Genomic DNA, 24,552 nt, shown 5'->3' on the forward strand with positions numbered 1-24,552 from the left:
TTGCTCCTTGCTTTGGGTTGAGGGTGTTTCAGATGAAGTCGATGGCCTTGAGGTACTCGGCGCCGCGGCGTAGCAGGGCCGGGGATTTTTCCGGGTAGCTGGCGCCCATTTGCCGCACGCCGGCGCGGGCGTTGTCGTGGCTGATCAGTGAGATGTCACCGATGTCTTCCTCGAAGCCGTTGAGGTAGAAACCCAGCACGCCAAACAACGCATTGTCGGCATCGACCCGAGCCAATTGCCGTTGCCACTCGGCGATGCTCACCAGGGAAAATTCCCGGCCGCTGTCACGGAACGACGCCACATAAGCGTCCCAGCTCAACGGTTGCGGGTTGTGCAGGTTGAACACCGCTTGGCTGGGCTGGTAGCGGCTGGCGTGGAAGGCGATGAAGCGGGCCAGGAAGTCCACCGGCATCAGGTCGAAATTGAGCGAGAGGTCCGGCACCTGGCCGAGCTGGATCGAGCCCTTGAGCATCAGCATCAAGCGATTCTTGTGGGGTTGGCAGACCCCGGTCAGGCTGTTGAAGCTGATGTTGCCGGGGCGGAAAAGATTGACCCACACACCGCGATCCCGGGCCCGTTGCAGGATCCGTTCGCCAACCCATTTGGACAGGTTGTAGCCGTTCTTGATGTAGATCGGCGGCGTCTCGGCGGCCGGCTGTTCCAGCACCTGACCGTCGGCATCCAGGGCACTGGAGGCGGACAGCGTGGAGACGAAATTGAAGATTTTCTTGCTGCGCCCTTCGCACAGGCGCAGGCACTCGAAAATCGGTTCCACGTTGTCCCGTGCCAACGACTCGTAGTCGAGTACATGGTTGACGTGGGCCGCGTTGTGCACCAGCGCGCCGAAGGTGGCGTCGATGCGGGCATAGACGTCGTCCGGCAAACCCAATTGCGGTTGCGTGATGTCGGCGGCGTAGACGCTGACGCGGTCCAGGTCCAGATGGGTCAGGTGATTGTCCCGCAGGGCCTGGGAGAAACGCTCGGCCGCGCTCTGTTCAGCACTGGCGCGCACCAGGCAGGCGACTTCGGTGGCACCCCAGGCCAGCAGCGCTTCGACGATGTGTACGCCGAGGAAACTGTTGGCGCCAGTCACTACCACTTTGTGCACATCGCCGCATTGGCTGATGGGCAGTGGATCGAGGTTGAGCTCGGCTTCGGCATCGATGAAGGCCTGGGGGCTGAGGCTCGACGCACTGTTTTGCTCGGGGTCGTCCAGCAACTTCGCCAAGGTCATCAGCGTCGGCGCTTCGATGAAGCGGTTGATCGACAGGCTACGGCCGAACGCCTGGCGAATGCTCAGCAGCAATCGTGACAGCAGGATCGAATGCCCGCCGAGGTTGAAGAAGCTTTCATCGGTGGCGATGTCGTCGATCGGCAGCTCCAGCAGCTCGGCCCACAGTTGCTGCAGTTGTGTCTCCAAGGCGTTCTGCGGCTGGCGCCGCTGGCCGTCGACGTGCACCTGCACCGCCATGGCGAGCAACGCCCGGCGATCGACCTTGCCGTTACTGGTGTAGGGCAGGCTGGGCAATTCGACATAGGCGGCCGGGTGCATGTAGCTGGGCAAGCTGTTCTGTACATGCTCACGCAAGGCCTGAAGAGCGGCGCCGGGGCGCTCTTGTTCGGGATGAACCAGGAACGCCAGGATCCGCCGCCGTTCATCGACCCCCACCGCCACCTGGCGAAACAACTGGCTTTCCCGCAGGCAGTGTTCGATTTCCTCGGGTTCGACTCGAAAGCCACGGATCTTCACTTGGTTATCGCGACGGCCACACAGTTCGATGCCGTTGTCGGTCCATTGGCCGATGTCGCCGGTGCGATAGACCCGCAGCGTTTGCCCGGTGGGCAGCGTCAGGTTGAGGTAACGCGCCGCGGTCAGCGTCGGATCATTCAGATAGCCGAGGCCGACGCCCGGGCCGGCGATGTACAGCTCGCCCGTAACACCCTGGGGAACCGGTTGCAGTTGCTCGTCCAGGATCAGCACCCGACCGTTGGCGATGGGCACGCCGAGGTTGCGGTTGTTGTCGCCGACGCCGAAGCGCCGGGTGGTCGCCAGCACTGTGGTTTCGGTCGGGCCGTAGATGTTGTGGAACCGGCATTGTGGCGCGAGCTGTTCGATCACGAACGGCTCGCAGACATCGCCACCGGTGATCAGATGCGCCAGGCCCAACGGCGCCTCCAGGGGCATGACGCTCAGCAGCGCAGGCGGCAGGAAGGCGTGGCTGACCCGCTGTTGCTGTATCAACGCGACCAATTGTTGCGGATCGCGGCGCTGGTCTTCGCTGGGCACCACCAGCAGGGCGCCGTGGATGAAGGTCGGCAGGATATCCAGCAGCGACGCGTCAAAGTTGATGGTGGAAAACTGCAACGCCCGACTGTCGCGCTGCAACCCGACGTGGTCGCCGTACCAGGCACAGAAATGGCTGAGGTTGCGGTGGCTGAGCAACACGCCTTTGGGCTGGCCAGTGGTGCCGGAGGTGTAGATCGCCACGGCCGGTTCGTCGCCGTCCACGGTGCGGCGGATCAACGAGGCCGGAATGCCTGGCTTGGGCGCTGGCAGCTGATGGATGTTCAGCGTTGGCAGCATCAGGTCGCCCAAGTCGCTGTCGCCGTCGTGCAGCAGCAGGTCCGCCTGGGCATTTTCCAGGATAAAGCGCCGACGTTGCGCCGGATGCTGCGGGTCCAGCGGCAGGTACACCGCCCCACAGCCGAGCACCGCCAGGATCGCCGCGTACAGGTGCGCGGATTTGGGCAGGCATACGCCGATTACTTTGTGGGAACACGGCCCGTGGGAGGAAGACTTGCCCCCGATGAACGATGACGCGGTTTGCTTGAGAGCATCGGTGTCTTCATCGCGGGCAAGCCTTGCTCCCACAGGTTCTGCTTTTCTTGCTCCAACAGCTCCTTTCTCATGTTCTGCTCGGTGCAGTATTTCCAACATCGGCTGCTGCAACCTCAGCGCCAGACGGCGCAAGGATTTGTAGTCGATCAATTGCCCATCGACCCACAGGGCCGGTTGCGTCGCGTCATCGAGCAAGCGCTGTTCGATGCTGTGCATCACCGGCACGTCGGCGGCGGCCAGCAGCCAGGGCACCGGCGGTCGATTGAGACTGTGCTCGAAGGCCAGCGGCTCCAGCGCATCGAGCCCGAGCAGGGGTTGGTCAACGGCGTCAGCGTGTACCGTCGGCCAGTGATCGAAGCAGGTCTCATCCCGGGACAACTGGCTGACCAGTCGTGCGCCGGTTTCGACCAGCGTCGCCAGCGTACGCAGGCGCAAGGATTGACCGTTGCCATCGCGTTGCGGTGCGATCGCTTCCCGGCACAACAGCCGCTGCGCACCGTCGCGAAAGAACAGCACCGGTTGCGGCAATGCCTCGCCGGGCAGCGTGCGCAGCGCCACGCGGACCTGAAGGCATGAGCGGGCTTCAATGACGCGCGGTGTCGTACCGTCGTCGATCAACAGGTCGACCGGCGATTGCAGGTCCACCACCGCGTGACCGTGCTGCTCCAATTCCCGGGCCAGTTCGGCCATGGCCTGGCTGGTGCCAGGCACTGCAATGTCGAGGCGTCTCATAAAAAGGTCCTCATGGGGTCAGATAATCAGCGAGGGCATCGCGTACGCAGGGGGACGCGAGCATCGAGCTGCCGCGGAAAAAACGCGTGATGTTGCCCACCAAGGGGTGAAAACGATTGATGGGATACGCCAGCGCACTGGCGTCTTCCCGCAGCGACTGGCGCACCGATTCGTCGACGGGCAGGTGCGCGATCAGCTCGAAGTCGAATGCTTGCTGCAGGTCGCTCGCCAGGTACTGGGCGATGAAACCGGGCATCAGGCGGGCAATTTGCGCGCGGTCCTCTTCGGAGGCGGTGCGCCAGTAGATCTGCACCAGTCGCGTCCAGAAACCGGAGTGCCGGCCCTCGTCGAGCAAGTGATCGGCCATCAGCCCCTTGATCGAGGCCTTGACCGAGTCGTCCCGGGCGAAGGCGGCCACTTCGTTGGTCACGGTGTTCTCGGCAATGGCGATGCAGATCAGCTCCACGGCACTGAGCAGATGCTCTGGCGCCTCGGCCAGGGTCGCCGGTATGGCGCGGCTGAGTTCGATCTGCCCAGGCAACGGGATCGGTTCGATGCCGGTCATGTCGATGGTCTGCTGCATGAAGTCCATCGCCACCAAAGCGTGGTAATCCTCGTCCACCACCACGGTCATCGCGTCGTAGCGGCAGGCGAACGGGAACTCGATGCCGAAGCGGTTCTTGGCGATTCGCCGGGCGGTGTGGTCCACCAGTTCGGTCTCGAAAATCACCACGTCATTGATGAATTTGTAGAGGCTCTGCACCAGCACGAAGTCGCGTAGTTGCGCACAGTGGCTGAGGAAGGTCTGGCTGTGCACCAGCGGCTGGCGGCTCATGGGGAAGATCAGCTTGTCGTCGTCTTCGACCCGGCGCCGTGGCCGGGTACGGATCGTGGCGCGGCTTTCCCAGGCGTCGGCGAAGGATTGGTATTCGACGGCGTTCATGGCATCACCTGTGCAACCGGCTGGGCCATGCTCTGGCGCAGGCCGTCCCACAAGGCCGCGCGACTGTGAACGGCGGCGAGCGCGGCGGCCAGCACCTCGGTTTCGCGCTGCGGGTCGCCATCGATCAGCCGCGCCAAGAGTTTCTCTGCCGCCGGACCGTGGTCTTCGGAATCGACCTCGATGTGCCGTTGCAGGTAGTAGCGAAAGGTCGGAGCCTGATCCAGGCCAATGCCCCAGGCGTCCAACATGCGTTGGAACATCTGTGGGATGACGCTCTCGCGGCCATGCACGAACGCGGCGGCCACGCTGTGGGCCGGGGCGTGCAGGGCGGTGTGCAAGGTCTGGCGGACGAACCGCGCCGCCGCCGGTTCGACCTCGACGCTGTCCAGCGCGGTTTCGGGGCTGACGCCTTCCTGCTGCAGGGTAATGAACTGCTCGATTGCACGGGTATCGGCGCCGATTTCCCGCATGGCGTCCAGGTACAGTTCGAAATGGCTGCAGTAGCCTGCGCCGGGGCGGTCATCCGACTCTTCCCCCAGCACGATTTCATTGATCAAGCGTGCCGCGTGAGGGTCGGCTGGCGGCAGCCAAGGCAGGTGGACACAGGTGAGCTCGCGTTGCAGCCGCTTGGTCAGCGACATGAAGTCCCAGACGGCAAAGACATGGCTTTCCATGAAACGGCGTAACAGATCGATTGATGTAATCTCGGAAAAAACCGGGTGTTGTCCAAGTTCATGCTTTTTCAGGGATAGTTGTTCTTTGGATGGCTGCATTGGAACGTCCTCATCAATGATGTTATGTCCGGAAGGCGGCTCGTTAGTTAGTGAAGGCGAGCGGGTGCCTGAACCGGAATCCATGAATTACCCAAGGGGGTTAAGTATTCTCTTTTATTGTTGCTCCAGCTTTTGATGCCTGTGTTTGCTGGGGTATTAGTGCCTAGAAAGGGCCGCTGGTAACGCGGCGAATAAAAAATTAATACATGTAACAAGTAAGCGGCAAGTGTTTTTTTAATTATTTGAAGTTGTAGTTTTATTGAGCGCGAAGAGGGCTTTTAAAACTTTTTATGTAAGTTTTATTGGGGCGAAGAAGCTCCTTCCGATTTAGCGAGATCAGAATCGAATAGTTCGAGTGAATGCCTCACTCGGAGCACTTCAGGAATCGGGGAGTAAGAAGTTTTTTATTAGGGGCAGGACATCGGTCGGACTTCCGATCATCCCGCCGGTTGGACGACGCTCCTTGCGTATTGGCTTCGATTCGTCTGGCCTTGGCCAGGCGTTGACTTCTTCAGGTCTGAATCGACAAGCGCAAGAGTGAGCCCAAATCGATGGCAGTGCCATTGGACTGATGGGGCGACGAATCGCGGCCACGGTCAGGCCGCGCCGCGCTGGCGACAAGTGAGTTGGAAGGATATGTAAGAAATTTTTACGCCGGACGAAGCGCCGGCGTGGGATCAAGGCTTCGACGGCTGTTCCAGGTACCGACGCATGGTGATGGAGGCTTTTTCCAGATGCTGCTCCACCAAGGCGACCGCTTTCTCGATATCTCTGGCCGCCGCGGCAGCGAGGATGTCGCGATGGTCCTCCTGGGTCAGCTCGCCCAACCCCATGGACGAAAGATGAAAACGCAAAAAGCGCTCTTCTTCATTGAGCTCGTGTTCGATCAGGTCCAGCAGTTTGCTGTTGGGTGCCTTGTGGTAAAGCGACATATGGAACAGCCGGTTGAGCTTGGCGATTTCAGCGTATTCGGTTTGTGCCTCCAACTGTTCGATGTACTGGGCTGCCAGCGCCAGGTCACCGTCATCGAGCAGGGGGATGGACAAGCGCAAGGCGAAAGCTTCCAGGACCGCACGCAAGGCGTAGGTCTCGACCGCATTGTTGGTAATCAGCGGGGCCACCACGGCGCCTTTGTGCTGGACGACATTGAGCAACGACTGTGCTTCGAGCTGACGCAACGCCTCACGTACCGGCATGCGGCTCACGCCGAACAGGTCGGCCAGCTCTTGCTGGCGCAGGGCGGTGCCGCTGGGCAGGCGCCCGTCGAGGATGGCCTCGCGCACGGAGCTTTCGATGATCGACCGCGCCTGATCGGCAGGGACGGGACCGTTGACCTGGATAGTGCTGAGCGGTTTGGGCTTCTTTGTCACGACAACACCTGAACGGGTAGTAACGAAAATTGGATCCATGCCAACGTTAGTTACAGATTGCCAAGCCGTCAAAATCTCGCGGCCCCGGTTCCTGAACTAAAGTTTAGTCTGCTTGCGGTGATTGCAACCTGCCATTGTTTTTTGCCCGGCCAGGCTTCACCATCCAACGAATTTCCAACGGCCCTTTTCGGACGTATTTCCCTTGGCTGCACCTTTCCCAGTCCTCAGGTCCTTGCGTTGGCTGTGTTCGGCACTATTGCTGGCCGGCGTGATGCTGGGCGGCCTGCAAGCCGACTGGGACTTTGCGCAGATCAGCCGGCGGGCGCAAGCGTTATATGGGCCACTGGGCGAAGGGCAGCAGCGGATCGACGCGTGGCAGCAACTGCTGGCGACTCAGAAGCAGATCCCCGAATTGGAACAGCTCAAAGTGGTGAACCTGTTTTTCAACAAACAGGTGCGCTACGTGGAAGACATCGACCTGTGGCGTGAAGTCGACTATTGGGAGACGCCGATCCAGGCCTTGTGGAAGGGCGCCGGCGACTGTGAAGACTACGCCATCGCCAAGTATTTCAGCCTGCGTCGTCTCGGGGTGTCCAGTGACAAGCTGCGCATCACCTACGTCAAGGCGTTGCGGCAGAACCGTGCGCACATGGTGCTCACCTATTACGCCACGCCCGAGGCGATGCCGTTGGTCCTCGACAGCCTGATCGACGGTATCCAGCCGGCCAGCCAGCGAACCGACTTGCTCCCGGTCTACTCTTTCAATGCCGAAGGGCTGTGGCTGCCGGGCGCCAAGGGCAACAAGAAAGTGGGTGACACCAAGCGCCTGTCCCGGTGGCAGGACGTGTTGAAAAAAATGCAGGCCGAAGGTTTTCCGGTCGAGACGACTAACTAGGAGCGCGCGCTCAGATGTCCTTGTTCAAACAGCTGTTGATCGCTATCTGTCTGTTCCTGGTGGTTGCCTTCAGCGGCAGCTTCATGGTCAGCCTGGAAAGCTCGCGGGCCCAATACGTCAACCAGTTGCGCTCCCACGCCCAGGACGCGGCCACGGCGCTGGCGCTGTCGTTGACGCCGAACATCGACGACCCGGCGATGGTGGAATTGATGGTCAGCTCGATCTTCGACAGCGGCTACTACGCCAGCATTCGCGTGGTCGACGTGGCCACCGACAAGACCCTGGTCGAGCGCACCGGTACACCGGACGCCGGCAGTGTGCCGCAATGGTTCGTCAAGCTGATCGGCCTGGAACCGGCCGGTGGCGATGCCATCGTCAGCCGCGGCTGGGAGCAGGCGGCGCGGGTCGAAGTGGTCAGCCACCCGATGTTCGCCCTCGCCAAGCTGTGGCAGAGCGCGTTGGGCAGCCTGGGCTGGCTGCTGCTGTGCGGCGCCGTGAGCGCGGTGCTGGGGGCCTTGCTGCTGCGTCGCCAGCTCAAGCCACTGGACTACATGGTGCATCAGTCCCACGCCATTGCCCGCCGTGAATTCCTGAGCCTGCCGGAGCTGCCGCGCACGCCTGAACTGCGTCGGGTAGTGCAGGCGATGAACCAGATGGTCGAGAAGCTCAAGGCGCTGTTCCAGGAACAGGCCGAGCGCAGCGAGAAACTGCGGGTCGAGTCCTACCAGGACAACCTCACGGGCCTGGCCAACCGGCGTTATTTCGAAATGCAGCTCAATGCCCGGGTGAGCAACCCGGAGCAGGCCAGTTCCGGTTACCTGCTGCTGTTGCGGGTCAAGGATTTGGCCGGTTTGAACCAGCGGCTGGGCGGCCAGCGCACCGATCAGTTGCTCAAGGCCGTGGGCGAGCAATTGCAGCGTGAGTGCGCCCGCTACCCGGAAACCCACAACCTGGTCACGCGTATTCGCGGCGGCGAGTTCGCGGTGCTGGCCCCGGGGCTGGTGCGTGAGGAAGCGCTGCAATTGGCGCAGAACCTCGAAGCCGCGTTGGCGAGCCTGCATGCCACCGGCGCGACTGACGTGGCCTCGGTGGCCTCCATCGGGCTGGCGCCGTTCGTCCATGGCGACTCGCCGCAAGCGGTGCTCCAGCTCGGCGACCAGGCCCTGGCCCAGGCCGAAAGCCAGGGAGAACCGGGCTGGGCCTGCCTGGACCACAGTGCCTCGGCCAGTGTCGGTGATGATCACCATGCCTGGCACACGCTGCTCGACCAGGCCTTGAGTCATCAGCGCTTCGAGCTGTACTTCCAGCCGGTAGTGGCGGCCCAGGACACTCAGGTGGTGCTGCATTACAAGGTGTTGTCGCGGCTGTTGGACGAGCAGGGCCAGACGATCCCCGCCGGGCGTTTCCTGCCGTGGTTGGAGCGCTTCGGCTGGACTGCGCGCCTGGACCGCTTGATGCTTGAACAGGTGCTCAAGCAGATGGCAGGACATGAGCAGTCCTTGGCGTTGAACCTGTCCTCCGCCACGCTTGCCGATCCGCAGGCGTTGAACAAGGTCTTTGAAATCCTGCGGGCGCATTCCAACCTCGGGTCGCGCCTGACCCTGGAGATTGGTGAAGAGCAACTGCCGGAGCAAGCGGTGCTGGAGCAGTTGACCCGGCAGTTGCGCGAGCTTGGTTTCTCCTTGAGCCTGCAGCGTTTTGGTGGGCGGTTCAGCATGATTGGCAACTTGTCGCGGTTGGGGTTGGCTTACCTGAAGATTGATGGCAGCTACATTCGCGCGATTGATCAGGAGAGCGACAAGCGGCTGTTCATCGAGGCTATTCAGCGGGCTGCTCACAGTATTGATCTGCCGTTGATTGCCGAGCGGGTTGAGACGGAGGGGGAGCTGGCGGTGATTCGCGAGATGGGGTTGTTTGGGGTGCAGGGGCAACTGGTGGGTGAGCCTAAGCGTTGGGATTGAGACTTCTGAGTGAGTACATATCCGTTTCTGCGGTAACGGCTGCTTATGGTTCCGCTCTTACAGCGGGTCACTTTCGAAAAGCGCGAAAGTAACCAAAGCGCTTCTGCCCCACCACTCGGTGCCTCGCCTAGGCTCGGCATGCCCTCACTCCGGCATTGCTCCGTGGGCCCGCCGCGAAGGGCCATCCATGGCCCAGCGCGGCTATCCCGGCATCCATGCCGGGATGCCCACTCCACAATGCCTGCGTTCGGCCAGCGTGGTTAACGGGGCGCCGAGATCAACGTCCACCGCGAGGCGGCCTAGTAGCCGACCTGGCTCTCCCGGTCGTACACCCGTCAGATCTGTTTGAGCAGGACCTGTGGGAGCAAAGCTTGCTCGCGAGGCGGCCTGATAGCCGACCTGGCTCTTTCGGCCGTACTTCGATCCTATTGTGGGAGCGAGCCTGCTCGCGAAGGCGGCGGCACATTCAGCATTAGTGCAAGCAGACCCACCGCCATCGCGAGCAAGCTCGGCTCCCACAGGGACCGGCGGTGGACACTGATCTTATAAACGACCAAAAACCTGTGTGGGAGCGAGCTTGCTCGCGATGGCGGTGGTGGTGGTTCAGTCATATGGATGTCGGGCTTGCCGGCCTCATCGCGAGCAGGCTCGCTCCCACAGGAGAAACGCGGTCCGACCAAGAACCAGGTCGGCTATAAGGCCGCCTCGTGGTGGACGTTGATCTCGGGCACACCGAGCCTAAGCGAGGTGCCAAGTGGTGGGGCAGAAGCGTTTTGGTTACTTTTGCGCTTTTCAAAAGTGACCCGCCGTCAGGGCGAAACCCTAAGTGGCCGTTACCGCAGAAACGGATATACACCCCCCTCTAAAAGTAACGTCCTAGGAGATTTCCTTCGAGTTGTGGCGAACTTGGTGAACTTGTCCGGCGTCTGCCTCGTGGCTAGTCTGGGGTTGTCACTGAAAAAAACGGTGACACTGGCGTGCAAGCCGGTTAAAAGACGACGCGCAAGCGCTTTATGGCGGTTGTGCGTGGGAGATTTCTTCGTGAGAAGGATTCTGCCGGGGTTCCGTCTGCCCGGTCTTGCACACCTGCGTACAACTGCCACCTCATTTGCGTGCAAGCGAAGGGTGTCGGTTCCACTTCTACAGATGGAGCTTCACGACATGTTCAAAGTAACTCCGAATCCGCCAGAAAACCCTGGCAACAACTCCGACAAATCCTCGAAATCCAAAAAACTCGACGAAGCCGCCGAACGCGCCCTCGACTACTACCTCAACCCCAAACCCACCGATGAAGCCTCGGGAAAAAACCAAACTGCCCAGCTCTTCATGGTCTCCCCGGACATCGACACCGAAACCCTCCTGGCCAATGCCTCCGAAGACCTGCTGTCCATCAGCGCCATCGCCGCCGACCTGGCTGACGACGTCGACGGCTCACGCCGCAGTGTGATCCTGGCGATCAGCCGAATGGCCGATGGGGTGCATTTGTTGGTGGAGAGGGCGATGGATCGGCTGGAGGTTCAAGCGTCAGGCTGACAGGCCTGCGGTGAATTGACGATTGTCATCGCGAGCAAGCTCGCTCCCACACTGGATCTGTGTCGAACCGAAATATCGAAATCAACACCGATCAACTGTGGGAGCGAGCTTGCTCGCGATGGCGTCCGCCCAGACAACCCAGAACCTGTGGCGAGGGGATTTATCCCCGCTGGGCTGCGCAGCAGCCCTAAACACCAGCGGCCTCGGTGTGTCAGGCAATTCACCTTTAAGCATCTGGGGCTGCTGCGCAGCCCAGCGGGGATAAATTCCCTCGCCACAGGGTTTTGTGTGCTGCTCGAGGTGGCAGCCTAGATCAACCCTTTCTCATCATCATCGATCAACCGACTCAACCCACCCAAGGCTTCACGGGCCTGGTTGCGGTCCATCAGCTTGGCCTGGGCCGCCGGTGGCAGGTCGGTGACGCGGATGACGCCTTTGCTGGTCAGCACCTGGATCAAGTCATCGAGTACCCGGATCATCTCCAGGTCGCTCTGCTTGAGTTGCTTGAGGCTGTTTTCCACCGCCTGGTTGGCGAACCAGTCCTGGATCTCGTGGTTGTCGGCCGGCAAGGTCTCGGTGGCCTCGGCGTAGGCGGTGGCTTCTACGCGCACCAGCAGGCCTTGTGCATCGCGTTGCACATAAAACATCGGGCATCCCTCATGTATGAAGCAGCGTCATGCTGGGCAGCATAGGCCAACTGTGGGGGAGTATGAACACTTATCCCGTGGCGAGGGAGCTTGCTCCCGCTTGAGTGCGCAGCAGCCCTAAAAAATAGGGCCGCTTCGCGCCCCAGCGGGAGCAAGCTCCCTCGCGACGGGTTTGTGTCAGCTTCAGCTGTTGTTGTGATCGACCTTGATGGTCGGGTCGCTACCGGCGATCAACGAGTTCAGGTTCACGTTCGACCAGTTGTTGCCCTCGAGCTTGATCGTCACGTCCGGCGTCGCCGCGGCACCGTTGGCCCCATTGAACTGGCCGGAAGTGCTGACCTGCAGCGACGACACGCCATCGATCGTGCTGATTTTCAGGAAGTGGTCGATGGTGCTGCCGGTTTCACCTTGCAGCAGGTCTCGCAGGTCGATCCGGTCGCCTTCGCCGGCGTTGAAGTTCTTGATCACGTCGGTGCCGGTGTCGCCGGACTTCCAGACAAAGGTATCGCCCCCCAGGCCGCCGATCAGGGTGTCATTGCCCTGGCCGCCGATCAGAGTGTCGTTACCGGTGCCACCCAGCAAGATGTCATTGCCCTTGCCACCGTCGAGGGTGTCGTTGCCGCCCTGGCCGAAGATGATGTCGTTGCCGGCGCCGCCCAGCAGGGTGTCGTTGCCATCGTGGGCACCGGACACATCGAACGCGGTGTAGTGCTCGGTGATGTACTGGTGCACGTTGCTGGTGGTGACCTTGCTGACGTCCACGCCGCTCTGTTTGGCGACGAAGGCCTGGATGGCCTGGTAGCCCTCACCCGCAACACCATTGAAGCTCACCAGGTCGCCGAACAGGATGTCGTTGCCTTCGCCTCCGTTGACCGTATCGGCGCCCGGCAGGGTCGCTTCGGTGTGGCCGATGATGGAGTTGGCCAGGTTGCTCGGGTCGATGTTGGTTTGCGGCTTGCCATCCGAATCGTAGGGGGCGAGATCGGACAGGGTGACGCCGTTGTTCAGGCCGATCGCTTCAACGTTACTCAGACCTTTGAGCAGCGTGAAGCTGGCCGTTGAGCCGTCTGCTGCCGAGGAGTCGCCCCACCAGCCGCCGGCCTGGTTGGAGAACTCGAACGTGCCATTACCCTCGGCATGCACCGTGCCGACGTAGTTTTCATTCCAATTCTTGCCGTTCTTGATGGACAGGTACATGTCCCCATTTTCTTCGATGGTGAATTTGTGTGTGCTGTCGATCGTCTGGGTGTAGTACTTGCCAACGGTGTAGTTGGCCGCGCTCAGGACGTCGTCGAGCTTGACGGTGCCGTACAACACTGGGTTCGGCTGTTCGCCGGACTGATAGCGCGTTGGCTCACCGTCGGTGATGAAATACGTCAGGTTCTTCGCGCCGGTATTGCTCAGGGCCTGGGTGCTGTTGAAGAAGTTTGCGGTGGTCTTGAATACGTCTTCATAGTTGGTATTGCCGCCGGACACCATCGAGTCGAGCACGTTCTTGAGCAGTGTCAGCGCGTTCGGATCGTTGAGGTTGACTGCAACGTTCTTGTTGACCTGGTTATCGAAGTCCGCCAGGAAAATGTTCACAGTCCCTGAGTTGCTGCCCAGGCTCTGCTTGAGGGTGTTGAACACTTGGGTCAACGAGTTCTTCGCGGCGGCGACGGACGAGTCGCTCATGCTGCCGGAGCTGTCGACCATGAAGGCGATGTTGTAGTTGACCCCTGGCACGACGGTCAGCCCACCGATGTCGGCGACCACGATGTCGTTGCCATCGGTCCCCGTGACATTGTCACTACCGGACGTGGCGGTGATTGCGTTGTAAGTGGCCGGATACACCGTGACAGGAATCTGCGCCGTGCTGACCGCCGAGCCGCCAAGGGCTTCGGTGGACGTCGAGGTCACGGTCAGGTTGAACTGGCCGTGGTAGTAGGTCGGTGGGGTCAGGGTGAGGCTGCCCAGGTTCCAGCCGGTGACCGAGGCTTCGCCGTTGCTGCCCACGGTCGCGGTATGGCCGGCGCCGTCGGTCAGTACGCTGCCTTCCGGAATGCCACCGATCTTCACGCTCAGGCTTTCGGAGCCGTCGGTGTCGGTCAGGGCGGTGGTGATCTTCGACAGGTGCACGCTGGTGCCTTCGGCGCCTTCGTTGAGCTTGAAGCCGTCGTAGTAGCCTTCGCCGTTGGTGCCGTGCAGGTCGGAGACGGTCACGCCCGCGTTCGCCAGGTCGGTCACACCGGTGTAGAGCGGCACGCCGGCATTGCTCAGGTCCACTGGCGTGCTGCCGTTGACCGACAGGTTCACGTCGTAGCTGCCCGGTCCGGTCTGGTTGTGGTGGTAGATGTCCAGGGTGTAGTAGCCGCTTGCGGTTGGCGTGAACGAACCGTTCAACTGACCGCCCGCACCCCACGTGGTTGCCGCGGCGGTCTTGCCGCCGATGGTCACCAGCAGGCTGTCATCGCCCGTGCCGCTGAAGGTGTAGGTCTTGCCGGCCTCGAGGAAAATCAGCCCTGAAGTTTTCGACGCGGTGCCCGGATTGACGTTGCCGTCGTTCTGAACGTTGCTCACATTGGTGCTGCTGTTCGGCGTGCCGGCGGCATCGATCACCGACTTGAGCGTGCCGGACGGCGCGCCGCTGCCATCGGTGCCCAGGCCCGACAGGCCGGTCCAGACTTCCTTGATCAAACCGGTGGAGGTCACGTTGTTGCCGGCCACGTTGAGGCTCGGTGCGTCGGCGACCGGCGTGATGTCGATCTTCACGGTGCCGGTATTGCCCAGCGTCTGGCCGTCGGTTGGCTGGAAGCTGATTTGCGCGTAGTCGGCCTTTTGATTGCCCACGCCCGCCGGGTTGCCGTTGGCACCGGATTCGTTGGCATCGGGGGTGAAGCGCAGCTTGCCAGCGTCGATGTCCGCCTTGGTGAAGGTCTGGTTGTTGGCCACGTCCTTCCAGGTTGCGCCGTCCAGGTACTGCAACTTGCCGTCACCCGGCAGCCCGGTGATTTTCACACCTTGGCTGGCGGCGGCGCTGTCCACGTCGCTGATGCCGAACGTCGACCAGCCGAGGACCAGTGAAGTGTCTTCGGTACCGGTCACCGCGCCACCGGTGGCTACGGGTGCGTCGTTGACCCCGACCACGTTCACGGTGGTGGTCGCCGTGTTGGAATAACTCGTGCCGTCGGTCACCGTCACGGTGATGACGCGCGGTACGGTGCTCGGATCTTCGCTGTTGTTGATGAAGCTGATGTTCTTGATCTGCTGCATGTAGTCGGCCAGCGTTGCATTGCCTGTCAGCGTCAGGACGACTTTGCCGTCGGTGCTGTTGGCGTTGATGCTGATGCCGTTGACGCTATTGCCCAGGTTCAGATGATCGCCAGGCTGACGGTTGGTCAGCACGATGGTGGCGCCGGTCAGCAGGGTGCTGTCCGGGTCGGTGATCTTCAGGTCGGTGTCGCCAATCGACACGCCCGGGCCGGTGGTGCCTTCGGTAAAGGTCACTTGGTAATCGGCACCGGTCTTGCCGCTGGAGTTGTTGGCGTCCAGGTCGAGTACCGGCGGTGCATCGTTGTCGATGATCGAGGTGCTGACGCTGCCATTGGTGCCGCTGACCGCCAGGTGCTCGAAGTTGCCACCGGTGGCCGAGTCGATCCGGACCACGAAGTTTTCGGTGCCTTCGGTGATCTTGTCGTCCAGCGTCGCCACGTTGAAGGTCGCGCTGGTGGCGTTGGCCGGGATCTTCACGGTGTAGACGCCGGTGAAGTCCGTGCCGTCGGCGGCGGTGCCGCTGTAGACGATCTTGAGCGTTACCTCGGTTTGCGCCGGGTTCGTCAGGCTGACGGTGTAGGTCGCTGCTTGGCCTTCGGTGACCGATGTGCTGCCGGTGATGCTGACGCTGGTGTTGTCGACAGTGTCGCCCACGGCCGTCGACGCGCCGGTCTTATCGACTGCGATGGCTTCGAGGTTGCCACCGGATGCATCCTTGATCGACTCGGTGACGGTGGTTGGGCCTTGGTACACATCGTTGCCAACCGCGACATCCAGCGCGCCCGAGCTTGCGCCGGCGGCGATGGTGACGGTCTTGCCGCTTTCCAGCGTCACGGTCACCGGACCGTTCTGCGCAGTGACGGGTTTGCCGTCGGCACCGGTCAGGGTCGCGGTGTAGGTGATGGTGCCGTTTTCGTTCACGGTCGGATTAGCGGTCAATGTCACGGTGGTGGTGTCGTTGACGTCGCTGACCACGGTGCTGACTGGCGCGGTGTTCGGAGCAATGGCTTCGAGGTTGCCACCGGATGCATCTTTGATCGACTCAGTGACGGTGGTTGGGCCTTGGTAGACGTCGTTGCCGACGGCTACATCCAACGCACCCGAGCTTGCGCCGGCTGCGATGGTGATGGTCTTGCCGCTTTCGAGCGTGACCGTCACAGGACCGTTTTGCGCGGTAACTGGCTTGCCATCGGCACCGGTCAGGGTGGCGGTGTAGGTGATGGTGCCGTTTTCGTTCACGGTCGGATTAGCGGTCAACGTCACGGTGGTGGTGTCGTTGACGTCGCTGACCACAGTGCTAACTGGCGCGGTGTTTGGGGCGATGGCTTCCAAGTTGCCACCGGATGCATCTTTGATCGACTCGGTGACGGTGGTTGGGCCTTGGTACACGTCGTTGCCGACTGCTACGTCCAATTCGCCTGAGCTCGCGCCGGCAGCGATGGTGATGGTCTTGCCGCTTTCCAACGTCACGGTGACCGGACCGTTCTGCGCAGTGACGGGTTTGCCGTCGGCACCGGTCAGGGTGGCGGTGTAGGTGATGGTGCCGTTTTCGTTCACGGTCGGCGTGGCGGTCAGCGTCACGGTAGTGGTGTCGTTGACATCGCTAACCACAGTGCTGACTGGCGTGGTGTTTGGAGCGATGGCTTCCAGGTTACCGCCCGATGCCGAGGTAATCGATTCGGTGATGGTGGTTGGGCCTTGGTAAACATCGTTGCCGACGGCTACATCCAACGCACCCGAGCTTGCGCCGGCGGCGATGGTGATGGTTTTGCCACTTTCCAACGTCACGGTCACCGGACCGTTTTGCGCAGTAACTGGCTTGCCATCGGCGCCGGTCAGGGTCGCGGTGTAAGTGATCGTGCCGTTTTCATTCACGGTCGGATTAGCGGTCAACGTCACGGTGGTGGTGTCGTTGACGTCGCTGACCACGGTGCTAACCGGAGCGGTGTTAGGCGCGATGGCTTCGAGGTTGCCGCCAGTAGCGGTACTGATGCTTTCGGTGACGGTGGTCGGACCTTGGTACACGTCGTTGCCGACCGTCACGTCCAATTCGCCTGAGCTCGCGCCGGCGACGATGGTGATGGTTTTGCCGCTTTCGAGCGTGACTGTCACCGGACCGTTTTGCGCAGTAACTGGCTTGCCATCGGCGCCGGTCAGGGTCGCGGTGTAAGTGATCGTGCCGTTTTCATTCACGGTCGGATTAGCGGTCAACGTCACGGTGGTGGTGTCGTTGACGTCGCTGACCACGGTGCTAACCGGAGCGGTGTTAGGCGCGATGGCTTCGAGGTTGCCGCCAGTAGCGGTACTGATGCTTTCGGTGACGGTGGTCGGACCTTGGTACACGTCGTTGCCGACCGTCACGTCCAATTCGCCTGAGCTCGCGCCGGCGACGATGGTGATGGTTTTGCCGCTTTCGAGCGTGACTGTCACCGGACCGTTTTGCGCGGTAACTGGCTTGCCGTCGGCACCAGTCAGAGTCGCGGTGTAGGTGATGGTGCCGTTTTCATTCACGGTCGGCGTGGCGGTCAACGTCACGGTGGTGGTGTCGTTGACATCGCTGACCACAGTGCTAACTGGCGTAGTGTTTGGAGCGATGGCTTCCAGGTTACCGCCCGATGCCGAGTCAATCGATTCGGTGACGGTGGTCGGACCTTGATAAACGTCATTACCCACAGCGACATCGAGCGTACCCGAACTTGCACCGGCTGCGATGGTGATGGTCTTGCCGCTTTCCAGCGTCACGGTGACCGGGCCGTTTTGTGCGGTAACTGGCTTGCCGTCGGCACCGGTCAGGGTAGCGGTGTAAGTGATGGTGCCGTTTTCATTCACGGTCGGAGTGGCGGTCAACGTCACGGTGGTGGTGTCGTTGACATCGCTGACCACGGTGCTAACCGGAGCGGTGTTAGGCGCGATGGCTTCGAGGTTGCCACCGGATGCATCTTTGATCGACTCAGTGACGGTGGTCGGACCTTGGTAAACGTCATTACCCACAGCGACATCGAGCGTACCCGAACTTGCACCGGCTGCGATGGTGATGGTCTTGCCGCTTTCCAGCGTCACGGTGACCGGGCCGTTTTGTGCGGTAACTGGCTTGCCGTCGGCACCGGTCAGGGTAGCGGTGTAAGTGATGGTGCCGTTTTCATTCACGGTCGGAGTGGCGGTCAACGTCACGGTGGTGGTGTCGTTGACATCGCTGACCACGGTGCTAACCGGAGCGGTGTTAGGCGCGATGGCTTCGAGGTTGCCACCGGATGCATCTTTGATCGACTCAGTGACGGTGGTCGGACCTTGGTAAACGTCATTACCCACAGCGACATCGAGCGTACCCGAACTTGCACCGGCTGCGATGGTGATGGTCTTGCCGCTTTCCAGCGTCACGGTGACCGGGCCGTTTTGTGCGGTAACTGGCTTGCCGTCGGCACCGGTCAGGGTAGCGGTGTAAGTGATGGTGCCGTTTTCATTCACGGTCGGAGTGGCGGTCAACGTCACGGTGGTGGTGTCGTCGACATCGCTAACGATGGTGCTAACTGGGGCGGTGTTTGGAGCAATGGCCTCCAAGTTGCCACCGGATGCATCTTTGATCGACTCAGTAACTGTCGTTGGGCCTTGGTACACATCGTTGCCAACGGCTACATCCAATGCACCCGAGCTTGCGCCGGCGGCGATGGTGATGGTCTTGCCGCTTTCCAAGGTCACGGTCACGGGACCGTTTTGCGCGGTAACCGGTTTGCCGTCGGCGCCGGTGAGGGTTGCGGTGTAAGTGATGGTGCCGTTTTCGTTCACAGTTGGCGTAGCGGTCAACGTCACGGTGGTGGTGTCGTCGACATCGCTAACGATGGTGCTAACTGGGGCGGTGTTTGGAGCAATGGCCTCCAAGTTGCCACCGGATGCATCTTTGATCGACTCAGTAACTGTCGTTGGGCCTTGGTACACATCGTTGCCAACGGCTACATCCAATGCACCCGAGCTTGCGCCGGCGGCGATGGTGATGGTCTTGCCGCTTTCCAAGGTCACGGTCACGGGACCGTTTTGCGCGGTAACCGGTTTGCCGTCGGCGCCGGTGAGGGTTGCGGTGTAAGTGATGGTGCCGTTTTCGTTCACAGTTGGCGTAGCGGTCAACGTCACGGTGGTGGTGTCGTCGACATCGCTAACGATGGTGCTAACTGGGGCGGTGTTTGGAGCAATGGCCTCCAAGTTGCCACCGGATGCATCTTTGATCGACTCAGTAACTGTCGTTGGGCCTTGGTACACATCGTTGCCAACGGCTACATCCAATGCACCCGAGCTTGCGCCGGCGGCGATGGTGATGGTCTTGCCGCTTTCCAACGTCACGGTGACCGGACCGTTCTGCGCGGTGACGGGTTTTCCGTCGGCACCGGTCAGGGTCGCGGTGTAGGTGATGGTGCCGTTTTCATTCACGGTCGGAGTGGCGGTCAACGTCACAGTGGTGGTGTCGTCAACATCGCTAACGACAGTGCTGACTGGCGCAGTGTTAGGCGCGATGGCTTCCAGGTTACCGCCCGATGCCGAGGCAATCGATTCGGTGACGGTGGTCGGACCTTGATAAACGTCGTTACCCACAGCGACATCGAGCGTACCCGAGCTAGCGCCAGCAGCGATGGTGATGGTCTTGCCGCTTTCCAGAGTCACGGTCACCGGACCGTTCTGCGCGGTGACGGGCTTGCCATCGGCACCGGTCAGGGTCGCGGTGTAGGTGATGGTGCCGTTTTCGTTCACGGTCGGCGTAGCGGTCAACGTCACGGTGGTGGTGTCGTTGACGTCGCTGACCACGGTGCTAACCGGAGCGGTGTTAGGCGCGATGGCTTCGAGGTTGCCGCCAGTAGCGGTACTGATGCTTTCGGTGACGGTGGTCGGACCTTGGTACACGTCGTTGCCGACCGTCACGTCCAATTCGCCTGAGCTCGCGCCGGCGACGATGGTGATGGTTTTGCCGCTTTCGAGCGTGACTGTCACCGGACCGTTTTGCGCGGTAACTGGCTTGCCGTCGGCACCAGTCAGAGTCGCGGTGTAGGTGATGGTGCCGTTTTCATTCACGGTCGGCGTGGCGGTCAACGTCACGGTGGTGGTGTCGTTGACATCGCTGACCACAGTGCTAACTGGCGTAGTGTTTGGAGCGATGGCTTCCAGGTTACCGCCCGATGCCGAGTCAATCGATTCGGTGACGGTGGTCGGACCTTGGTAAACGTCGTTACCCACAGCGACATCGAGCGTGCCCGAGCTTGCGCCAGCGGCGATGGTGATGGTCTTGCCGCTTTCCAGCGTCACGGTCACGGGACCGTTCTGCGCGGTAACTGGCTTGCCATCGGCACCGGTCAGGGTCGCGGTGTAAGTGATGGTGCCGTTTTCATTCACGGTCGGCGTAGCGGTCAACGTCACGGTGGTGGTGTCATCGACATCACTGACCACGGTGCTGACCGGAGCGGTGTTAGGCGCGATAGCTTCGAGGTTGCCGCCAGTGGCGGTACTGATGCTTTCGGTGACGGTGGTCGGACCTTGGTAAACGTCGTTACCCACAGCGACATCGAGCGTGCCCGAGCTTGCGCCAGCGGCGATGGTGATGGTCTTGCCGCTTTCCAGCGTCACGGTCACCGGACCGTTCTGCGCGGTGACGGGCTTGCCATCGGCACCGGTCAGGGTCGCGGTGTAGGTGATGGTGCCGTTTTCGTTCACGGTCGGCGTAGCGGTCAACGTCACGGTGGTGGTGTCGTTGACATCGCTGACCACGGTGCTAACCGGAGCGGTGTTTGGCGCGATAGCTTCGAGGTTGCCGCCAGTGGCGGTACTGATGCTTTCGGTGACGGTGGTCGGACCTTGGTAAACGTCGTTACCCACAGCGACATCGAGCGTACCCGAGCTTGCGCCAGCGGCGATGGTGATGGTCTTGCCACTTTCCAGAGTCACGGTCACCGGACCGTTCTGCGCGGTGACGGGCTTGCCATCGGCACCGGTCAGGGTCGCGGTGTAGGTGATGGTGCCGTTTTCGTTCACGGTCGGCGTAGCGGTCAACGTCACGGTGGTGGTGTCGTTGACATCGCTGACTACGGTGCTGACCGGAGCGGTGTTTGGCGCGATAGCTTCGAGGTTGCCGCCAGTGGCGGTACTGATGCTTTCGGTGACGGTGGTCGGACCTTGGTAAACGTCGTTACCCACAGCGACATCGAGCGTGCCCGAGCTAGCGCCAGCAGCGATGGTGATGGTCTTGCCGCTTTCCAGCGTCACGGTCACCGGACCGTTCTGCGCGGTGACGGGCTTGCCATCGGCACCGGTCAGGGTCGCGGTGTAGGTGATGGTGCCGTTTTCGTTCACGGTCGGCGTAGCGGTCAACGTCACGGTGGTGGTGTCGTTGACATCGCTGACTACGGTGCTGACCGGAGCGGTGTTTGGCGCGATAGCTTCGAGGTTGCCGCCAGTGGCGGTACTGATGCTTTCGGTGACGGTGGTCGGACCTTGGTAAACGTCGTTACCCACAGCGACATCGAGCGTGCCCGAGCTAGCGCCAGCAGCGATGGTGATGGTCTTGCCGCTTTCCAGCGTCACGGTCACCGGACCGTTCTGCGCGGTGACGGGCTTGCCATCGGCACCGGTCAGGGTCGCGGTGTAAGTGATGGTGCCGTTTTCATTCACGGTTGGCGTAGCAGTCAACGTCACGGTAGTAGGGTCTACCGAATCGGTAATCGTAGTGACCGCAGGCACAGTGCTCGGCACCAGACTCTCAAAGTTGCCACCCGTCGCACCGGTAATAGTGGTGCTGACGGTACTGCCGTTGTTGTAGACGTCGTTGGCGGGTGTATCCACGGCGACGGTGCCGGTGGTCGCACCGGCAGCGATGTTGATCACCGCGCCGTTGCTCAAGGTCACGGTCACCGGGGTCTGGGCCGGGTTGCTCAGCGTCGCCGTGTAGGTGATCTGGCCGCCTTCGGTGATGGTTTCGCTGGCGCTCAGCGTCAGGCCGGTTGTATCGGCCGAATCGGTGATCGTAGTAACGGCAGGCGTCGTGCTCGGCACCAGATTCTCGAAGTTACCGCCGGTTGTGCCGGTAATCGTGGTGCTGACCGTGCTGCCGTTGTTATAGACGTCATTAGCCGGTGTCTCGACGTTGACGGTCCCGGTCGTCTGACCGGCAGCGATGTTGATCACCGCGCCGTTGCTCAAGGTCACGGTCACCGGAGTCTGGGCCGGGTTGGTCAAGGTGGCGGTGTAGGTGATCTGGCCGCCTTCGGTGATGGTGTTGCTGGCGGTCAAGGTCAGGCCAGTGGTATCCGCCGAATCAGTAATCGTGGTGACCGCAGGCGCCGTGCTCGGCACCAGGTTCTCGAAGTTGCCACCGGTCGTACCGGTGATGGTGGTGCTGACGGTGCTGCCGTTGTTGTAGACGTCATTGGCAGGCGTATCAACGTTGACAGTGCCCGTGGTTTGGCCAGCAGCAATGGTGATGACCGAGCCATTGCTCAAGGTCACGGTTACCGGAGTCTGGGCCGGGTTGGTCAAGGTGGCGGTGTAGGTGATCTGGCCACCTTCGGTGATGGTGTTGCTGGCGGTCAAGGTCAGGCCAGTGGCATCCGCCGAATCAGTAATCGTGGTGACCGCAGGCGCCGTGCTCGGCACCAGGTTCTCGAAGTTACCGCCGGTTGCGCCGGTAATCGTGGTGCTGACGGTACTGCCGTTGTTGTAGACGTCATTGGCAGGCGTATCAACGGCGACAGTGCCAGTGGTTTGGCCAGCAGCAATGGTGATCACCGAGCCATTGCTCAAGGTCACGGTCACCGGCGTCTGGGCCGGGTTGGTCAGGGTGGCGGTGTAGGTAATCTGGCCGCCTTCGGTGATGGTATTGCTGGCCGTCAGCGTCAGGCCAGTGGTGTCGGCGGAGTCAGTGATGGTGGTGACCGCAGGCGCAGTGCTCGGGACCAGGTTCTCGAAGTTACCGCCGGTTGCGCCGGTAATCGTGGTGCTGACCGTGCTGCCGTTGTTGTAGACGTCATTGGCTGGCGTCTCGACGTTAACGCTGCCGGTCGTCTGGCCAGCAGCAATGGTGATCACCGAGCCATTGCTCAAGGTCACGGTCACCGGCGTCTGGGCCGGGTTAGTCAAGGTGGCGGTGTAGGTAATCTGGCCGCCTTCGGTGATGGTATTGCTGGCCGTCAGCGTCAGGCCGGTGGTGTCGGCCGAATCGGTAATCGTGGTGACCGCAGGCGCCGTGCTCGGCACCAGGTTCTCGAAGTTGCCACCGGTCGCACCGGTGATGGTGGTGCTGACGGTACTGCCGTTGTTGTAGACGTCATTGGTCGGTGTATCGACGTTGACGGTGCCCGTGGTTTGGCCAGCAGCAATGGTGATGACCGAGCCATTGCTCAAGGTCACGGTCACCGGAGTCTGGGCCGGGTTGGTCAGCGTCGCGGTGTAGGTGATCTGGCCGCCTTCGGTGATGGTGTTGCTGGCGGTCAAGGTCAGGCCAGTGGCATCCGCCGAATCAGTAATCGTGGTGACCGCAGGCGCCGTGCTCGGCACCAGGTTTTCGAAGTTGCCACCGGTCGCACCGGTGATGGTGGTGCTGACGGTACTGCCGTTGTTGTAGACGTCATTGGCTGGCGTATCAACGTTGACAGTGCCGGTGGTTTGGCCAGCAGCAATGGTGATGACCGAGCCGTTGCTCAAGGTCACGGTCACCGGAGTCTGGGCCGGGTTGGTCAGCGTCGCGGTGTAGGTAATCTGGCCGCCTTCGGTGACCGTATTGCCCGCGCTCAGGGTGACAGTGGTGGTGTCGACGGTGTCGGTGATCTGAGTCACGGCCGGCGTAGTGGGCACGGTCACGGCGATGCCGGTGCCGCCGGTGGTGCCGGTGACGGTCACGCTGATCTGGCTTGGGTCGTTGTAGACCGTGTCGTTCGGCGCCAGTGGAACGTTGACGCTGCCGGTCAGTTGGCCAGCCGGGATCACGATGACCGCGCCGTTGGACAAGGTTACGGTCAGGTTGGTCTGCGGCGCCTGGGTCACGGTCGCGGTGTACACCAGCACGCCGCCGGCCTCGGTCAGGGTCGGCGTGGCGCTCAGGGTCATGGTCGCATTGAGCACGGCGTTGGCGGTCGTATCGGCCGTGGTATCGCCACCCAGGATGTTGTCATCGGTGGCCGCCGCCGCAGCGAGGCCTTCGGTTGGGAAACCGACGGTAGGGTCGACGCTGCCGGCGGTGGCATCCAGCACCACAAAGCTGTGGCCGCCACCAGCGGCGCCCCCCGTACCTGCGGCAGTGGCGCCGGCGGCGGTGGCTTCCAGGGCAGTCGTCGGGTCGACGCCCGCGGCGATGGCTTGTTGCAGTTCTTCTACCGACGGCGCGGCTTGGGCGGTGGCTTGTGCCAGGTCAGTGGACGAGTCCGGAGCATTGGCGCTCCACTGGGTGTCGCGGCCCAGGTCCAGGGTGCGGCCATCGGCCAGCTCCAATGTGACGGCGCCGGCAGGGCCGGTGTCCAACTGGTCGCCTACGTTCAGGCGATCGCCTTCAATGAGTACGCGCCGGATGCCCTCTGGGGATACGACGAAAACCTGACCAACAATGCTTTTGACAACGGCAATAACACTGCTCATTGAAGAC

The 24,552-nt window shown here is 61.6% G+C and carries 9 protein-coding genes; 3 read left to right on the top strand and 6 right to left on the bottom strand.

The window, feature by feature from the left end; genetic code table 11:
- Nucleotides 1-28 precede the first annotated feature (28 nt).
- The 4 genes from ACLH0I_RS01925 to ACLH0I_RS01940 all read right to left on the bottom strand — a co-directional run bounded on the left by ACLH0I_RS01925 (nucleotide 29) and on the right by ACLH0I_RS01940 (nucleotide 6,657).
- Nucleotides 29-3,571, bottom strand: a complete 3,543-nt coding sequence (locus ACLH0I_RS01925) for an amino acid adenylation domain-containing protein (protein ID WP_411386144.1) — start codon at nucleotides 3,569-3,571, stop codon at nucleotides 29-31.
- 10 nt (nucleotides 3,572-3,581) lie between these two features.
- Nucleotides 3,582-4,514, bottom strand: coding sequence for a diiron oxygenase (locus ACLH0I_RS01930; RefSeq protein ID WP_411386145.1), 933 nt, complete (start codon nucleotides 4,512-4,514; stop codon nucleotides 3,582-3,584).
- Nucleotides 4,511-5,287 carry a DUF3050 domain-containing protein gene (locus ACLH0I_RS01935; protein WP_158457536.1) on the bottom strand — a complete coding sequence of 259 codons (777 nt, stop codon included), beginning with the start codon at nucleotides 5,285-5,287 and terminating at the stop codon, nucleotides 4,511-4,513. Before ACLH0I_RS01935 ends, ACLH0I_RS01930 begins: the two co-directional genes overlap by 4 nt.
- 677 nt (nucleotides 5,288-5,964) lie before the next feature.
- Nucleotides 5,965-6,657, bottom strand: coding sequence for a GntR family transcriptional regulator (locus tag ACLH0I_RS01940; RefSeq protein WP_411386146.1), 693 nt, complete (start codon nucleotides 6,655-6,657; stop codon nucleotides 5,965-5,967).
- A 202-nt stretch (nucleotides 6,658-6,859) separates the two neighbouring features.
- Here ACLH0I_RS01940 and lapG point away from each other — a divergent pair, with 202 nt between their 5' ends.
- The 3 genes from lapG (at nucleotide 6,860) to ACLH0I_RS01955 (ending at nucleotide 11,046) form a co-directional block, all read left to right on the top strand.
- The gene (gene lapG, locus ACLH0I_RS01945) at nucleotides 6,860-7,552 is read left to right on the top strand and encodes a cysteine protease LapG (protein WP_250965378.1); all 693 of its coding nucleotides are present in this window, start codon (nucleotides 6,860-6,862) and stop codon (nucleotides 7,550-7,552) included.
- Nucleotides 7,553-7,566: 14 nt separating this feature from the next.
- On the top strand, nucleotides 7,567-9,513 hold the full coding sequence (lapD, locus tag ACLH0I_RS01950; protein ID WP_411386147.1) for a cyclic di-GMP receptor LapD: 1,947 nt from the start codon (nucleotides 7,567-7,569) through the stop codon (nucleotides 9,511-9,513).
- Nucleotides 9,514-10,674: 1,161 nt separating this feature from the next.
- Complete coding sequence (locus ACLH0I_RS01955; protein WP_411386148.1) at nucleotides 10,675-11,046, top strand: DUF6124 family protein; 372 nt, start codon at nucleotides 10,675-10,677, stop codon at nucleotides 11,044-11,046.
- Between the two features lie 308 nt (nucleotides 11,047-11,354).
- Here the strand turns inward: ACLH0I_RS01955 and ACLH0I_RS01960 are convergent, their stop codons facing one another.
- Entirely contained in the window at nucleotides 11,355-11,693 is a 339-nt protein-coding gene (locus tag ACLH0I_RS01960) for a hypothetical protein (protein ID WP_014335964.1), read from the bottom strand.
- A gap of 183 nt (nucleotides 11,694-11,876) precedes the next feature.
- Complete coding sequence (locus tag ACLH0I_RS01965; protein ID WP_411386149.1) at nucleotides 11,877-24,545, bottom strand: retention module-containing protein; 12,669 nt, start codon at nucleotides 24,543-24,545, stop codon at nucleotides 11,877-11,879.
- Nucleotides 24,546-24,552 lie beyond the last annotated feature (7 nt).

Source organism: Pseudomonas sp. MPB03 (assembly GCF_046605385.1).
Lineage (GTDB): Bacteria > Pseudomonadota > Gammaproteobacteria > Pseudomonadales > Pseudomonadaceae > Aquipseudomonas > Aquipseudomonas zanjanensis.

What these genes read in the sequence shown, in the direction of transcription:
- ACLH0I_RS01925 (WP_411386144.1), bottom strand. Translation starts at nt 3,571, where the DNA reads ATGAGACGCCTCGACATTGCAGTGCCTGGCACCAGCCAGGCCATGGCC.
- ACLH0I_RS01930 (WP_411386145.1), bottom strand. Translation starts at nt 4,514, where the DNA reads ATGAACGCCGTCGAATACCAATCCTTCGCCGACGCCTGGGAAAGCCGC.
- ACLH0I_RS01935 (WP_158457536.1), bottom strand. Translation starts at nt 5,287, where the DNA reads ATGCAGCCATCCAAAGAACAACTATCCCTGAAAAAGCATGAACTTGGA.
- lapD (WP_411386147.1), top strand. Translation starts at nt 7,567, where the DNA reads ATGTCCTTGTTCAAACAGCTGTTGATCGCTATCTGTCTGTTCCTGGTG.
- ACLH0I_RS01955 (WP_411386148.1), top strand. Translation starts at nt 10,675, where the DNA reads ATGTTCAAAGTAACTCCGAATCCGCCAGAAAACCCTGGCAACAACTCC.
- ACLH0I_RS01960 (WP_014335964.1), bottom strand. Translation starts at nt 11,693, where the DNA reads ATGTTTTATGTGCAACGCGATGCACAAGGCCTGCTGGTGCGCGTAGAA.
- ACLH0I_RS01965 (WP_411386149.1), bottom strand. Translation starts at nt 24,545, where the DNA reads ATGAGCAGTGTTATTGCCGTTGTCAAAAGCATTGTTGGTCAGGTTTTC.